Genomic DNA, 14,280 nt, shown 5'->3' on the forward strand with positions numbered 1-14,280 from the left:
TGGCGGGCGCTCCGCACGGGATTGCGGCCGTCGCCCCGGTCCGGGTTGCGGCAGGCACCCCGGACGGGACCGCGGCCGTCAGGCGCTCTGGCCGGCGAGAGCCGCGGCGAGCACCGGTGCGACCTGCTCCACCTGCCACGGCCGAGCCCCGTACGACGCGAGCGCGCCGGCCACCGCTTCCTCGTCCGCGGCCGGAGGCTCCCAGCAGACCCGCCGTACCGCGTCCGGAGCGATCAGGTTCTCCTGCGGCATGTTCAGCTCCTCGGCCAGTGCGGAGACTGCGGTCCGTGCCGCGGACAGCCGTGCCGCGGCCACCGGGTCCTTGTCGGCCCAGGCGCGCGGCGGCGGCGGGCCCGCCACCGGCTGTCCGGGCTGCGGGAGCTGCGACTCGCTCAGCGTCTTCGCCCGGTCGACCGCCGCCTGCCACTGCTCCAGCTGCCGTCGGCCCATCCGGTGCCCGAAGCCGTTCAGCGCGGCCAGCGCCTGCACGTTCACCGGAAGCGACAGCGCCGCCTCCACGATGGCCGCGTCCGACAGCACCTTGCCGGGCGACACGTCCCGCCGCTGCGCGATCCGGTCCCGCGTCTGCCACAGCTCCCGCACGACACCCAGCTGCCGCCGCCGGCGCACCTTGTGCATGCCGGACGTGCGACGCCACGGGTCCTTGCGGGGCTCGGCCGGCGGGGCGGACGCGATGGCGTCGAACTCCTGGCGGGCCCAGTCCAGCTTGCCCTGCCGGTCCAGCTCCTTCTCCAGCGCGTCGCGCAGGTCGACCAGGAGCTCGACGTCCAGAGCCGCGTAACGCAGCCAGGGCTCGGGCAGCGGCCGGGTGGACCAGTCCACCGCGGAGTGGCCCTTCTCGAGGACGAAGCCCAGTACTCCCTCGACCATCGCGCCGAGGCCGACCCGCGGGAACCCGGCGAGCCGTCCGGCCAGCTCGGTGTCGAACAACCGCGTCGGCACCATGCCTATCTCGCGCAGACACGGCAGGTCCTGGGTGGCCGCGTGCAGCACCCATTCCGCGCCGGACAGGGCGTCGCCGAGCGCGGAGAGGTCGGGGCAGCCCACGGGGTCGATCAGCGCGGTGCCCGCGCCCTCGCGGCGCAGCTGCACCAGATAGGCGCGCTGTCCGTAGCGGTAGCCGGAGGCGCGCTCGGCGTCCACGGCGACGGGGCCGGTGCCGGCGGCGAAGGCGGCGATCACCTCGGCGAGGGCGGCCTCGTCGGCGATCACGGGAGGGATGCCCTCGCGCGGTTCGAGCAACGGTGTCGGCGCCCCGGAATCAGCTGATCCGCCGTCGTCCGGAGGGGCGCCTCCGGTGGTTCGCAGTGAACTGGCTGCTGCGGTTTCTTGGGCGTCGGTCACCTGTCAAGGGTATCTGTGTATGGACGGCGCCCGCCGACGGAACGTTCCGTCGGCGGGCGCCGGAGGGTCGTAAACCAGTCAGGACGGTGAACGCGGGGGAGGGGGTCGGGTGGAAACCGTTCGGATTCGGTAGGAGTCGGGCCGGGGTCGCGGGGCGTTCTGGGGAGAGAGGCCCCGGGCGCCGGGTGGGGTGTCAGTGGATGATGCCGGTCCGCAGCGCCACCGCGACCATGCCGGCGCGGTCACCCGTGCCGAGCTTGCGCGCGATGCGGGCGAGGTGGCTCTTGACGGTCAGCGCGGACAGGCCCATCGAGACGCCGATCGCCTTGTTGGACTGGCCTTCCGCGACCAGTCGCAGCACCTCGACCTCGCGGCCGGAGAGCTCGCGGTAGCCGCCCGGGTGACTCGGGGCACCCGGGGGGCGGCGGTGCAGACGGGCGGCCGAGCCCATGGGGACGGCGCCGGGGCGGCTGGGGAGGCCGAGGTTGGTGCGGGTGCCGGTGACGACGTAGCCCTTGACGCCGCCCGCGAGGGCGTTGCGCACGGCGCCGATGTCGTCGGCGGCGGAGAGGGCGAGCCCGTTGGGCCAGCCCGCGGCGCGGGTCTCGGACAGAAGGGTGAGGCCGGAGCCGTCGGGCAGGTGGACGTCGGCGACGCAGATGTCGCGGGGGTTGCCGATGCGGGGACGAGCCTCCGCGATGGACGAGGCCTCGATGACGTCGCGCACACCGAGCGCCCACAGATGGCGGGTGACGGTGGAGCGGACGCGCGGGTCGGCCACGACCACCATGGCGGTGGGCTTGTTCGGGCGGTAGGCGACCAGGCTTGCGGGCTGCTCGAGGAGAACGGACACCAGGCCTCCTGGGTGGGGGACGGGGGCCGGCTCGCGGGGCTTGTGGGGAGGAAGCCGGGACGAACCGTGCTTTCAAGGTCACAGTCGTCTTCGGCAGGCAGCCCGGGGTCCTTTAGAGAATGATCACGATCTAGTGAGTAACAATACGTGCAATTCGGACACGCGATCGATCATCCGAAGATCGAGTCGGTTTAAGTGGGCTTCTTACGAGATCGAAAATGGCCGTATCGACAAAGAGATGGTCAACGTGACTGGGGCCCCCTGCGCTGCGGCAGCGTCACCACCGACGCGTCCCCCGGGCCGGCCGGCGGCAGCCCCGCCACCTGCGCCAGCAGATCGCACCAGGACGCCAGGTGCGCCCCCGCCTCCGGCACCCCGCCCAGCCCCTCGCGCGGTGTCCACGAGGCCCTGATCTCGATCTGTGAGGTCGCCGGACGCTCCGCCAGCCCGCCGAAGTAGTGCGAACCCGCGCGCGTGACGGTCCCGCTCGGCTCGCCGTACGTCAGCCCGCGCGCCTGGAGCGCGCCGGTCAGCCACGACCAGCACACCTCCGGCAGCAGCGGGTCCGCGGCCATCTCCGGCTCCAGTTCGGCACGGACGAGGGTCACCAGCCGGAACGTCCCGCGCCAGGCGTCGTGCCCGGCCGGGTCGTGCAGCAGCACCAGCCGGCCGTCCGCCAGGTCCTGGTCGCCGTCCACGACCGTCGCCTCGAGCGCGTACGCGAACGGGGCGAGCCGCTTGGGGGCCGGTGTCGCCTCCATCTCGATCTGTGGCCGCAGCCGCGCCGCCCTCAGCTGGTCGACGGCCGCCCGGAAGGGCGGTGGAGCCGACCTGGTCCCATCCGGGTCCCCCTCGTTCGCGTCGTCCATCCCGCCAGCGCCGTCCGACAGTCGTCCCTGAGCCGCAGCCATGCGGGGAAGATTAAGGGGAACGGGGCCTTCGCGCAGGGCAAGACACCCGCGCGGGGCTCGCGGACGGGTGCGCGCTGGGCGAACAGGCGCACGGACCGCGCACGCCCGGGACGCTCGGAACGGCCGGCCCCGGACAGGACGTGAGCCGTACGCGAGCGCGGCAGGGGGCGGCCTCACCGCCTCCGGCGCCGTGCGAGACTTGCCGTCGTGAGTGCGAACGAGAGCCCGGCGGGCCGGCAGCGGACAGCGACCTACGACAGTGCCTTCCTGAAGGCGTGCAGGCGCGAACCGGTGCCGCACACGCCCGTGTGGTTCATGCGGCAGGCCGGACGCTCACTGCCGGAGTACCGCAAGGTCCGCGAGGGCGTCGGGATGCTCGAGTCCTGCATGCGGCCCGACCTGGTCACCGAGATCACGCTCCAGCCGGTGCGCCGGCACAACGTCGACGCGGCGATCTACTTCAGCGACATCGTCGTCCCGCTCAAGGCCATCGGAATCGACCTCGACATCAAGCCGGGCGTCGGCCCGGTCGTCGAGCACCCGATCCGCACCCGCGCCGACCTCGCCCAGCTGCGCGACCTCACGCCCGAGGACGTCTCCTACGTCACCGAGGCCATCGGCCTGCTGACCGCCGAGCTCGGTGCCACCCCGCTGATCGGTTTCGCGGGCGCTCCTTTCACCCTCGCGAGTTACCTCGTCGAGGGCGGTCCGTCCCGCACGTACGAGAACGCCAAGGCGATGATGTACGGCGAGCCCGAGCTCTGGGCCGACCTGCTCGACCGTCTCGCGGAGATCACCTCCGCCTTCCTGAAGGTGCAGATCGAGGCGGGCGCCAGTGCCGTCCAGCTCTTCGACTCCTGGGCCGGCGCGCTCGCCCCGACCGACTACCGCCGCTCCGTGCTGCCCGCCTCCGCGAAGGTGTTCCGCGCGGTCGAGGAGTACGGCGTCCCGCGCATCCACTTCGGAGTCGGCACCGGCGAGCTGCTCGGGCTGATGGGTGAGGCCGGGGCGGACGTCGTCGGCGTCGACTGGCGTGTCCCGCTCGACGAGGCCGCCCGCCGGGTCGGCCCCGGCAAGGCGCTCCAGGGCAACCTCGACCCGACCGTCCTGTTCGCCGGCACCGAGGCCGTCGAGACCAAGACCCGCGAGGTCCTCGACACGGCCGCCGGCCTGGAGGGCCACGTCTTCAATCTCGGCCACGGCGTCATGCCCTCCACCGACCCGGACGCGCTCACCCGCCTCGTCGAGTACGTCCACACGCAGACCGCCCGCTGAGCCGTCTCACCAGGTGTGCCGGGGGCGCGCCCGTCTGCCGAACAGCAGACCGCGCGGCTCCGGCGGCGGGGGCGTGCCCGGCTTGAGCGGCCAGGCGAGCAGCATCCCGGCGAGGAAGCCGACGACGTGCGCCGCGTACGCCACGGTGCCGGCGCCGGAGACGCCCTCTCCGGAGGAGTACACCGCCTGGAGCACGAACCAGAAACCCAGCACCAGCCAGGCCGGCAGCCGCAACGGCAGAAACACCAGGAACGGGACGAGCACCCACACCCTGGCCTTCGGGTACAGCACCAGATAGGCGCCCAGCACTCCCGCGATCGCCCCCGACGCGCCGATCAGCGGGTCGGTCGAGTCGGCGTTGACCAGCGCGAAACCGTACGACGCCGCATAGCCGCAGGCGACGTAGAAGACGGCGAAGCGGACGTGGCCCATGCGGTCCTCGATGTTGTTGCCGAAGATCAGCAGGAACAGCATGTTGCCCAGCAGGTGCAGCCACCCGCCGTGCAGGAACATCGCGCTGAGCACGCTCAGCGCGGGCGACTTGTCGTAGCCCGGCGGGGCCAGCAGGCAGCCCGCGCCGCGCACCTCGCCGGTGGGGACGAGCTGCGGGAGCTGATGGTGGATCAACTCCCGTGGTACGGCGGCGTAGTGCTCCAGAAAGGCGTGCAGATGACAGGTCTGGGCCAGGCTGCTGTCGCCCGCCGTGGAGCCGGACAGGCCGGGCATGAACAGGAAGACGAAGACGTTCGCCGCGATGAGGGCGTACGTCACCACCGGCGTGCGGCGCACGGGATTCACGTCATGGACGGGGATGACCACAAGAAATTACTGCCCCCGATCCCTTCGGCGAACCGGTGAACGCGGATCCTCACAGGCGCGTATGAACCGTCAACTGCTCGCGGCACGAGGAAGGCGGGCCGCGAGGACGACGTGAGGAACAGGCGATGAACGACCGAACAGCTCCCCCGATGCACGCCACTCCCGACGGCGAGGCGGAGATCTCCCTGGTGATCAGGCTGCCCTGGGAGGACGTGGCACGACTCGGCCAGGAGGCCGGGCGGCTCGCCGCGCAGATGCAGCGGCCGGTGACGTTGGACGAGGCGGTCAGCAGCCGTCTGCGGTCGCGGCCGGCGCCCGCGGCGCATGCGAAGCCCGCGGAGCAGCCGCCCACCGCGGCGGTCTCCGCGTTGCCGCGACTGAGCGGAACCGCCTGACAAGCGTTTACTGGCCCGTTTCCTGCTTTTCCGGACGCGGTGCCATGCAGTGCGGATGCGGTGCGGCGCGGGGGCACGGGGCTGCTCGCGGTTTCCGCGCCACTCGGCCAGTCCCGGCCCGACGCCCGGCTAGCGGTCGCGCACCTTTGCCGACGCCTTTCTCGCCGCCACCAGTACGGGATCCCACACCGGTGAGAACGGCGGCGCGTATCCGAGGTCCAGGGCCGTCATCTGCTCCACCGTCATCCCGGCCGTCAACGCGACCGCCGCGATGTCGACGCGTTTGGCCGCGCCCTCCCGCCCGACGATCTGAACGCCCAGCAGACGGCCCGTCCGTCGCTCGGCGAGCATCTTGACCGTCATGGGCGACGCACCGGGGTAATAGCCGGCGCGGCTGGTCGACTCGATGGTGACCGCTTCGAACTGGAGGCCGACGCGACGGGCGTCCTTCTCGCGGAGGCCGGTGCGGGCGATCTCCAGGTCGCACACCTTGCTGACGGCCGTGCCGACCACGCCGGGGAACGTCGCGTACCCGCCCCCGACGTTGGTGCCGATGACCTGACCGTGCTTGTTGGCGTGGGTGCCCAGGGCGATGTGGCGTTCCTGGCCGGAGACCAGGTCCAGGACCTCGACGCAGTCACCGCCGGCCCAGACGGTCCCGTCGGCCAGCGGCCCGCGCACCCGCATCGCCAGGTCGGTCAGGAGACCGCCGTGAGCGCCCAGGGGCAGGCCGGCGGCCTTCGCGAGCCCGGTCTCCGGACGGACCCCGATGCCCAGCACCACCACGTCCGCCGGATACTCGGCGTCCTCGGTGACCACCGCCCGCACGTGACCGTCCTGTGTGGCGCGCACCGCGGTGACCTCGGTGTCGTTCACCAGGGTGATGCCCAGGCCCTCCAAGGCCCGGTGCACCAGCCGCCCCATGTCCGGGTCCAGGGTCGACATCGGCTCGCTGCCGCGGTTGACGACCGTCACCTCGTAGCCGCGCTTGATGAGCGCCTCGGCCATCTCCACACCGATGTAGCCCGCCCCCACGACCACGGCCCGTTTCCCACGCGCGCGTGCCAGCGTGTCGAGCAGCGCCTGCCCGTCGTCCAGGTTCTGCACCCCGTGCACGCCCCGGGCGTCCACGCCCGGCATGTCCGGCCGGATCGGGCGGGCTCCGGTCGCGATGACGAGCTTGTCGTACGACGTCCAGGACTCCGTCCCGCGATCCAGCGCACGCGCGCGTACCCGCCGTCCCGCGAGGTCGATCTCCGTGACCTCCGTGCGCAGCCGCACATCGATCCCCCGCTCGCGGTGCTCCTCGGGCGTGCGGGCGATCAGATCGTCCCGCTCGGTGACGTCACCGCCCACCCAGTACGGGATGCCGCACGCCGAGAAGGACGTGAAGTGACCGCGCTCGAAGGCCACGATCTCCAGCTCCCCGGGCCCCTTCAGACGGCGGGCCTGCGACGCCGCGGACATGCCCGCGGCGTCCCCGCCGATCACCACCAGTCGCTCGATGCTCATGCGAACACGCTACGGGGGACCCGCAGTTCAGTGCTGCCCGGGCCCGTCCGTCCCGGCCCCTTCCTCTGCGGCCCCGGTCTGCGCCGGGCCCGTCGGCGCGGTCCCCGCCGGCGCTGCCCCCGGCTGCCCGGGCACGCTCAACCGGGCCCAGCTCGCCTCCGCCGCCCTCCGGCGCGGCCGCACCAGCCGCAGCCACGCCAGCACGAGCAGGACGCCCACCACGAGGAACGGCAGTGCCGCACCGAACACGACGGCGATCCAGCGCAGCATCGTCACGAACGCGTCCCAGCCGCCCGCCAGCGCGTCCACGAACCCCGGGTCGTCGTCCTCGGCGGCCGGGACGACCGGCTTCTCCGACAGGGTCAGGGTGACGGTCGCCAGGCTCGTGCGGTCCTTCAGGGACGACTGCTGGGCGAGCAGCGCCTCGAGATCGGCCTCCCGGCTGCTCAGCTCACCCTCCAGGGTGACCACGTCGCTCAGCTTGGTGGCCCGGTCCATCAGCTCGCGGACGCGGACGACGCTGGCCCGCTGCGAGGCGATGCGGCTCTCGACGTCGACGACCTGGTCGGTGACGTCCTGGGCCTTCGCCGTGCGCTCCAGCAGCTTGCCCGCCCCCTGGAGGTCGGCGAGGACGTCGTCGTACTTCGCGACGGGCACCCGCAGCACCACCCGGGTCCGCTCGGCACCGTCCTCGTCCCGGACGGTCGTCTCGTCCCCGACGTAGCCGCCCGCGTTCTCGGTGGTCGCGCGGGCCTCGTCCAGGGCCTTGGGCACGTCCTTGACCTGCACGGTCAGCGAGGCGGTGCGGATGATCCGGCTGACGGTGACATCGGGTGCGGAGGTGGCCTTCGAGCCGCTGGAGCCCGCACCCTGCTTCGCGTCCTGCGCGGCGTCGGCGTCACCGGCGCCCGCCTCCCCCGCGGCGGCCTCCCCGACCGCGGCCTTGTCGGCCGAACTGCTCGCCCCCGAATCGTTCGCGCCGCTGCATCCGGTGAGCGCGAGGGCCGCGGCCAGCAGGAGCCCGGCCAGGGCGTGGGCGGGCCGTGCGGAACGTCGTACGGAGTGTCCTGCGGAACGTCGTGTGCGCATCTGGGTGAACCCCCGAGGTGGTGACTGCCTTGACGCTCCTTCGACGCGCGAGCGGGCCGGGACGTTGGCGGGGATCGGTTCCGAACAGGTCACGGTCGGGACGCGGGGAGGACTCCGTGCCGCGACGGCGGTGTCAGTGGGGTCTGAGAGAGTGGACGCATGAGCTCAACGGGTACGGGCACGGGGCAGCACGTCGTCGTCGTCGGAGCCGGGATCGCCGGTCTGGCCGCCTCCCACCGACTGCTGGAGCGCGGGGCGCGGGTGACCGTCCTCGAGGCCTCCGACCGGGTGGGAGGCAAGCTGCTGCCCGGCCGGATCGCGGGCGTGCGCGTGGACCTCGGCGCCGAGTCGATGCTGGCCCGCCGGCCCGAGGCGGTCGCCCTCGCGCGCGAGGTGGGCCTCTCCGACCGCCTTCAGCCGCCGGCCACCGCGACGGCGTCGATCTGGACCCGCGGCGCGCTGCGCCCCATGCCCAAGGGCCACGTCATGGGCGTGCCGGGCACGGCGACCGCCCTCGCCGGAGTCCTCTCCGAGGAGGGCCTCGCCCGTATCGAGCGCGACGCCGACCTGCCCCGCACCGAGGTCGGCGACGACGTGGCGGTCGGGGAGTACGTGGCGGCCCGCCTCGGGCGCGAGGTCGTCGACCGCCTCGTCGAGCCGCTGCTCGGCGGGGTGTACGCCGGAGACGCCTACCGGATCTCGATGCGCTCCGCCGTCCCGCAGCTCTACCGGGCGGCACTGACCCACACCTCGCTGACCGAGGCCGTCCGCGAGATCCAGGCGAAGACCGCCGCCGACCAGCAGACCGGCCCGGTGTTCATGGGCATCCAGGGCGGTGTGGGCTCCCTGCCGCTCGCCGTCGCCGACTCCGTGCGGGCGCGCGGCGCCGAGATCCACACGCGCGTACCCGTGACCGGACTGCGCCGAGCACCCGGCGGAGGCTGGCGCGTCACCGCGGGGGAGCGGGTGCTGCACGCCGACGCCGTGGTCGTCGCCGTGCCCGCGCCGGCCGCCGCCGCCCTGCTGGCCGCCGAGTCCCCCGGGGCCGCCGCCGCACTGAGCACGGTGGAGTACGCCTCCATGGCCCTGGTCACCCTCGCCTACCGGCGCACCGACACCGCCGGCGCCCTGCCCGACGGCAGCGGATTCCTCGTCCCGCCCGTCGACGGACGCACCATCAAGGCGTCCACCTTCGCCTCCCGGAAGTGGGGCTGGATCGCCGACGAGGACCCGGACACGATCGTGCTGCGCACCTCCGTCGGACGGTACGGCGAGACGGAGATCCTGGGTCGCGAGGACGCCGACCTCGTCGACGTCTCCCGGCACGACCTGCGCGCGGCCACCGGCCTGGACGCCACGCCCCTCGACACCCGCGTCACCCGCTGGACGGACGGCCTGCCGCAGTACCCGGTCGGCCACCACGCGCGCGTGGCCCGCATCCGCGAGCACGTCGCCGAGCTCCCCGGCATCGCCGTCTGCGGCGCCCCCTACGACGGCGTCGGCATCCCGGCCTGCATCGCGAGCGCCTACGCCGCGGTCGACCAGCTCGGCGACGACCTGAGCGCCGTCCGGGAGCTCGCCGCCAACCCGGTGCAGAGTCTGCACGGCGGAGCGGGAGAATAAGAACCATGAGTGACGACGCCCCCACCACCGAGTCCGGCAGGGTCCCGAACAAGGGCAAGCTGGCCAAGGACCTCAACGAGGTCATCCGCTACACGCTGTGGTCCGTCTTCAAGCTGAAGGACGTACTGCCCGAGGACCGCGCGGGTTACGCCGACGAGGTCCAGGAGCTGTTCGACCAGCTCGCCGCCAAGGACGTGACGATCCGCGGCACGTACGACGTGTCCGGGCTGCGCGCCGACGCCGACGTCATGATCTGGTGGCACGCCGAGACCGCCGACCAGCTCCAGGAGGCGTACAACCTCTTCCGCCGCACCCGGCTGGGCCGCGCTCTGGAGCCGGTCTGGTCGAACATGGCACTGCACCGCCCCGCCGAGTTCAACCGCTCGCACATCCCGGCGTTCCTCGCCGACGAGACGCCCCGCAACTACGTGAGCGTCTACCCCTTCGTGCGCTCCTACGACTGGTACCTGCTGCCCGACGAGGACCGGCGCCGCATGCTCGCCGACCACGGCAAGATGGCCCGCGGCTACCCGGACGTCCGCGCCAACACCGTCGCCTCGTTCTCGCTGGGCGACTACGAGTGGCTCCTGGCCTTCGAGGCCGACGAGCTGTACCGCATCGTCGACCTCATGCGCCACCTGCGCGCCTCGGAGGCCCGCATGCACGTCCGCGAGGAGGTCCCGTTCTACACGGGCCGCCGCAAGGACCTCACGGAACTGGTCGCGGGCCTCGCCTGATCAGCGCCCCGGCCGGGCGGCGCGCTCCGCGGGGGCGACCGCCGGCTCGGGCTCCGGGTGCGGGGCGCAGGCCGCGCGCCGCCCCGGGAGCCGGCCCTCCAGCAGATACGCCTCCAGATGGCCGTTGACGCACCGGTTCGGGCCGCCCGCGATGCCGTGCGTGCCGGCGTCCCGCTCGGTCACCAGCACCGAGCCCGTCAGCCGCCGGTGCATCTCCAGCGCCCCGGCATAGGGCGCCGCCGCGTCCCGCTCGGCGGCCAGGATCAGCGTCGGCGGCAGCTCACCCGGACCGGTCCGCACGTCGACCGGCTGCTGCCGGGGCGCCGGCCAGTACGCGCACGGCAGGTTCGCCCACACGTTGTCCCACGTCTCGAACGGCGCGACGCGCGCCAGCCGCGTGTTGTCGCGGTCCCACACCTTCCAGTCGGTCGGCCAGGACGCGTCGTTGCACTCCACGGCCGTGTACGCGGCATTGGCGTTCTCCGCCTCCACCGCGGCCTCCCGCACCGGTCCGGCCTGCGCGATCAGCTGCTCGGGATCGCCCCTCAGATACTCCGACAGTGCCTGCGCCCGGGCCGGCCAGTAGTCGTCGTAGTACCCGGCCTGCAGGAACGCGCCCTGGAGCTGGCCCGGACCGACCTTCCCGCCGGCCGGCTCGGCGGCCAGCCGGGCGCGCGCCCGCTCGTAACTGGCGAGCACCGCCTCCGCCGTGCCGCCCAGGCCGTACACGTCGTCGTGCCGCGCGATCCACTCCCGGAAGTCCGTCCAGCGGCTCTCGAACGCCGCCGACTGGTCGAGGTTGTTGCGGTACCAGATCTGCGCCGGGTCCGGGTTCACGGCGGCGTCGAACACCATCCGCCGCACATGGGAGGGGAACAGCGTCGCGTAGACCGACCCGAAGTAGGTGCCGTACGACGCCCCCATGAACGTCAGCCGCTCCTCGCCGAGCGCTGCGCGCAGCACGTCCAGGTCGCGGGCGTTGTTGAGCGAGTTGTAGTGCCGCAGGGCGCTGCCCGACCGCTTCGCACAGCCCCGCGCGTACGCCTTCGCCTGCGCGATGCGCTCCCGCTTGTACGACTCCGAGGGGTGCTCCGGGGCGGGGGCGGGGCCCTTGAAGAAGCGCTTGGGATCCTGACAGGACAACGGCGCCGAACGGCCGACCCCGCGCGGGTCGTAGCCGACGAGGTCGTAGGCCGCCCCGATCCGCTTCCACTCCGGCAGCAGCCCGATCAGCGGGAAGTACAGGCCCGAGCCGCCGGGACCGCCCGGGTTGAAGACCAGCGCGCCCTGCCGGGGCACCCGGCGCTTGCTGTTGTGCGGATCCCGCTGGGTGGCCCGCACCCGGCTGACGGTGAGCTCGATCTGCTTGCCGTTGGGCGCCGCGTAGTCGAGCGGGACGGAGACCGTGCCGCACTGCATGCTGCCGGGCAGGTCCTGCGCGGCGGAGCACTTCCCGAAGTCGACGCCCTTCGCCGCCGCCCGTACGGCGGCCGGCACGACACCGGACGAACCGGACAGGCCGCCGGGGTTCGGGGCGCCGCCCGCCGGGACGGCGGAGAGGGTGGTCAGCAGCAGGGCTCCTGCGGCCGAGTGGAGGGCGGCGGCTCTCATCGGGTGTCCCTTCGGTGCACGGCGGCGACAAAAGGGATGGTTGGTTCGACCGTGGGGGAAGGCAAGCACCATCGGCGGGTGTCGGCGCCAATGCCCCTTGTGCGCCCCCCGCTGGTCGAGCGCGCCCCGCCTCAGTCCCGCCCGTACTGCTCACGATGAGCGAAGGCCGCCCGCAGGTCCGGCTCGCCCACCGCGCGGATCCCGCGCACGGCGACGGACGTCAGATACGTACGGTCGTCCCCCGCCGTGCCACCGGCGCGCCGCGCCAGCGCGCCCAGCAGCCGCTGCCCGGCCGGGGAGGCCCAGCGCGAGTACGGATGCACCTCCACCCGCGCTATGGCGAGGCAGCTCAACGTGAGCGCCAGGGGCAGCGCGAACCAGAGCGCGACGAGAGCGCGGGGCATGTCCGGGGTGGCGGGAACCAGCAGTGCGGTCGCGCCCAGTGCGAGGACGGCCACGGCGGCGACCCGTACCTGACGCACCCCGGCCGCGACCGTCGTACGGGCCCCGTCGGGCACCGCGAGACCCGCGCGGACCAGCCGGTCGGCCAGGCCGCCCACCGCGTCCGCGGCGGCCGCCGCCGCCCGTGCCGGGGCGATACGGGACTGTCCCTCGGGTCCGATGGCGCCTATGACCGACCGCTCCATCTCGTCGCGCCCGCGCGGGTCCACGACGGTCGCCCAGCCGGTGCGGGCGAGCACCAGCCGCCGCTGCCGCGCCATGGAGACCATGGTCAGGTCGGCGACCCTGCCCGGACCGCCGGACAGGAAGGCGGCCTCATAGAGCGTCAGGTCATGGCCTTGGCCGGCGTCCTCGTCGAGGGCCGCCGCCCGTACGGCGGCAAGGCACAGCCGTGTGCACGCCGCACCCGCGACGGTCCATGCCAGCAGCAGGAGAAGCACCCAGACCATGCCGCGTTTCTATGCCATGTGCACCGACAAACGCCATGCCCTGTTCACAATCCGGACCGAGCGTGGTGGATATGTGACGTTCCGCTCGCCTTCGCGCTGACCCTCGGGAACGGACTCGGAAACGGGTGTGGAAACCGGCTCGGAAACGCGTCGGGGAAACGCGTCTCTGAAACGGATGTCGGCACCGCTGTGGGAAACCGGTTTCGCAAACGCGCGGAAACGTGTTCCTGAACCGGCGGATGCGGAAACCGGTCTCGAAAGCGCGTCTGGGAGACGTATCTGGGAAACGCGTCTCGCAACCCGTGTCGTGGACCGTCTCGGAAACTGTCCCGGAAACCGGAGTCAGTTGCCGGGCGGCGGACTGGCCGCGGCAGGGGGGAGCGTGTAGGTGGGGGCCGGTGACGGCGCCAACGGCACGACCGACCCGGGATCGGCCGTCGGCCCCGGCGGGCCGGGGGAGCGGGTGATCGGTGGCGTGCTGCCGGCGGCCATGTCCCGGGCGAGGGCGTCGAAGTCGACGTACCCGGTGGCCTCCAGGATCCTGATGTGGTCCAGCACCGTGGTGTTGGCGTCGTCGGCGAGCTCGCGCACCAGCGAGTTGCGGGTACTGGCCCGCACCTGGGCGACGACGGAGAACACCCGCCCGTGCGCGAGGCGCAGGATGTTGGCGAACTTCCAGTCGTACTGCCGGCCCTGTGCCGCGTCGAGCTCGCTCAGCCAGCCCCGCTGCTGGTCGTTGGGCTCGTTCGGCAGCGCGAGGCCCAGCCGGGAGGCGACGGTGCGCACCCGCTCGTCGAGGAAGGCGTGCCCCGCGACCAGGTGCCGGCCCGCTGTCCGCACGGCCTCGGTCGTGCCCTTCGTCTGCGCCTGCTGACCGGCGGGCAGTTCCCACAGCCCCGCCAGCCGTACCTTCGTGACGAAGTCCCGGTCCAGCGCGGACAGCGGCCCGTACTGCGTGGACACCGTCTGCGCGTTCAGTACGTCCACTCCGGTGCCCGACCGGTCGGCGTACGACCAGATCGGGAAGACCAGTGCCGCCAGGGTCGCCGCCAGGCCGGTGATGATGAGCCCGGTTCCGCTGAAGATGCCTCTGCCCTGAACGGGGGGTCGCGGCCGCATGGGGTGCCTCCTGCTCGCGGCACTGCACACTAGTGCGCTTCGATTGCGGGTCTGACCGGC

13 protein-coding genes are annotated in these 14,280 nt (G+C 72.9%); 4 read left to right on the top strand and 9 right to left on the bottom strand.

The genetic code is table 11. From position 1 onward, the window contains the following. Positions 1 to 78: 78 nt before the first annotated feature. The 3 genes from QF030_RS31170 to QF030_RS31180 all read right to left on the bottom strand — a co-directional run bounded on the left by QF030_RS31170 (position 79) and on the right by QF030_RS31180 (position 3,129). Positions 79 to 1,365 (bottom strand): ribonuclease D, encoded by a 1,287-nt coding sequence (locus tag QF030_RS31170; RefSeq protein ID WP_307165894.1) that lies wholly within the window; start codon positions 1,363 to 1,365, stop codon positions 79 to 81. A gap of 193 nt (positions 1,366 to 1,558) precedes the next feature. Beyond that, on the bottom strand, positions 1,559 to 2,218 hold the full coding sequence (locus QF030_RS31175; protein ID WP_307165895.1) for a helix-turn-helix transcriptional regulator: 660 nt from the start codon (positions 2,216 to 2,218) through the stop codon (positions 1,559 to 1,561). 242 nt (positions 2,219 to 2,460) lie between these two features. Then, entirely contained in the window at positions 2,461 to 3,129 is a 669-nt protein-coding gene (locus QF030_RS31180; RefSeq protein WP_307165896.1) for a DUF3000 domain-containing protein, read from the bottom strand. Positions 3,130 to 3,336: 207 nt separating this feature from the next. Here QF030_RS31180 and hemE point away from each other — a divergent pair, with 207 nt between their 5' ends. Then, positions 3,337 to 4,404, top strand: coding sequence for a uroporphyrinogen decarboxylase (gene hemE / locus QF030_RS31185; protein WP_307165897.1), 1,068 nt, complete (start codon positions 3,337 to 3,339; stop codon positions 4,402 to 4,404). A gap of 6 nt (positions 4,405 to 4,410) precedes the next feature. Here hemE and QF030_RS31190 read toward each other — a convergent pair whose 3' ends face one another. Beyond that, a complete protein-coding gene (locus QF030_RS31190; protein WP_307165898.1) occupies positions 4,411 to 5,223 on the bottom strand; it encodes a rhomboid family intramembrane serine protease in 813 nt (270 codons plus the stop codon). A gap of 125 nt (positions 5,224 to 5,348) precedes the next feature. On the opposite strand from QF030_RS31190, the gene QF030_RS31195 reads away from it, so the two are divergent. Then, positions 5,349 to 5,618: a hypothetical protein gene (locus QF030_RS31195; RefSeq protein WP_307165899.1), complete on the top strand. Its 270-nt coding sequence runs from the start codon at positions 5,349 to 5,351 to the stop codon at positions 5,616 to 5,618. Between the two features lie 129 nt (positions 5,619 to 5,747). On the opposite strand, the gene QF030_RS31200 is transcribed toward QF030_RS31195, so the two are convergent. Further along, the gene (locus QF030_RS31200) at positions 5,748 to 7,130 is read right to left on the bottom strand and encodes an FAD-dependent oxidoreductase (RefSeq protein ID WP_307165900.1); all 1,383 of its coding nucleotides are present in this window, start codon (positions 7,128 to 7,130) and stop codon (positions 5,748 to 5,750) included. A gap of 27 nt (positions 7,131 to 7,157) precedes the next feature. Continuing rightward, entirely contained in the window at positions 7,158 to 8,219 is a 1,062-nt protein-coding gene (locus QF030_RS31205; protein WP_307165901.1) for a DUF4349 domain-containing protein, read from the bottom strand. Positions 8,220 to 8,378: 159 nt separating this feature from the next. On the opposite strand from QF030_RS31205, the gene hemG reads away from it, so the two are divergent. Further along, a complete protein-coding gene (gene hemG / locus QF030_RS31210; protein ID WP_307165902.1) occupies positions 8,379 to 9,842 on the top strand; it encodes a protoporphyrinogen oxidase in 1,464 nt (487 codons plus the stop codon). A 5-nt stretch (positions 9,843 to 9,847) separates the two neighbouring features. After that, entirely contained in the window at positions 9,848 to 10,579 is a 732-nt protein-coding gene (gene hemQ / locus QF030_RS31215; RefSeq protein ID WP_307165903.1) for a hydrogen peroxide-dependent heme synthase, read from the top strand. Here the strand turns inward: hemQ and QF030_RS31220 are convergent, their stop codons facing one another. From QF030_RS31220 to QF030_RS31230, 3 genes are all read right to left on the bottom strand, one after another. Beyond that, positions 10,580 to 12,190 carry an alpha/beta hydrolase gene (locus QF030_RS31220; RefSeq protein WP_307165904.1) on the bottom strand — a complete coding sequence of 537 codons (1,611 nt, stop codon included), beginning with the start codon at positions 12,188 to 12,190 and terminating at the stop codon, positions 10,580 to 10,582. A 131-nt stretch (positions 12,191 to 12,321) separates the two neighbouring features. Further along, positions 12,322 to 13,101, bottom strand: a complete 780-nt coding sequence (locus QF030_RS31225; protein ID WP_307165905.1) for a TIGR04222 domain-containing membrane protein — start codon at positions 13,099 to 13,101, stop codon at positions 12,322 to 12,324. A gap of 342 nt (positions 13,102 to 13,443) precedes the next feature. Continuing rightward, positions 13,444 to 14,220, bottom strand: coding sequence for a DUF4142 domain-containing protein (locus QF030_RS31230; protein ID WP_307165906.1), 777 nt, complete (start codon positions 14,218 to 14,220; stop codon positions 13,444 to 13,446). Between the last annotated feature and the right edge of the window lie 60 nt (positions 14,221 to 14,280).

The organism is Streptomyces rishiriensis, assembly GCF_030815485.1.
Lineage (GTDB): Bacteria > Actinomycetota > Actinomycetes > Streptomycetales > Streptomycetaceae > Streptomyces > Streptomyces rishiriensis_A.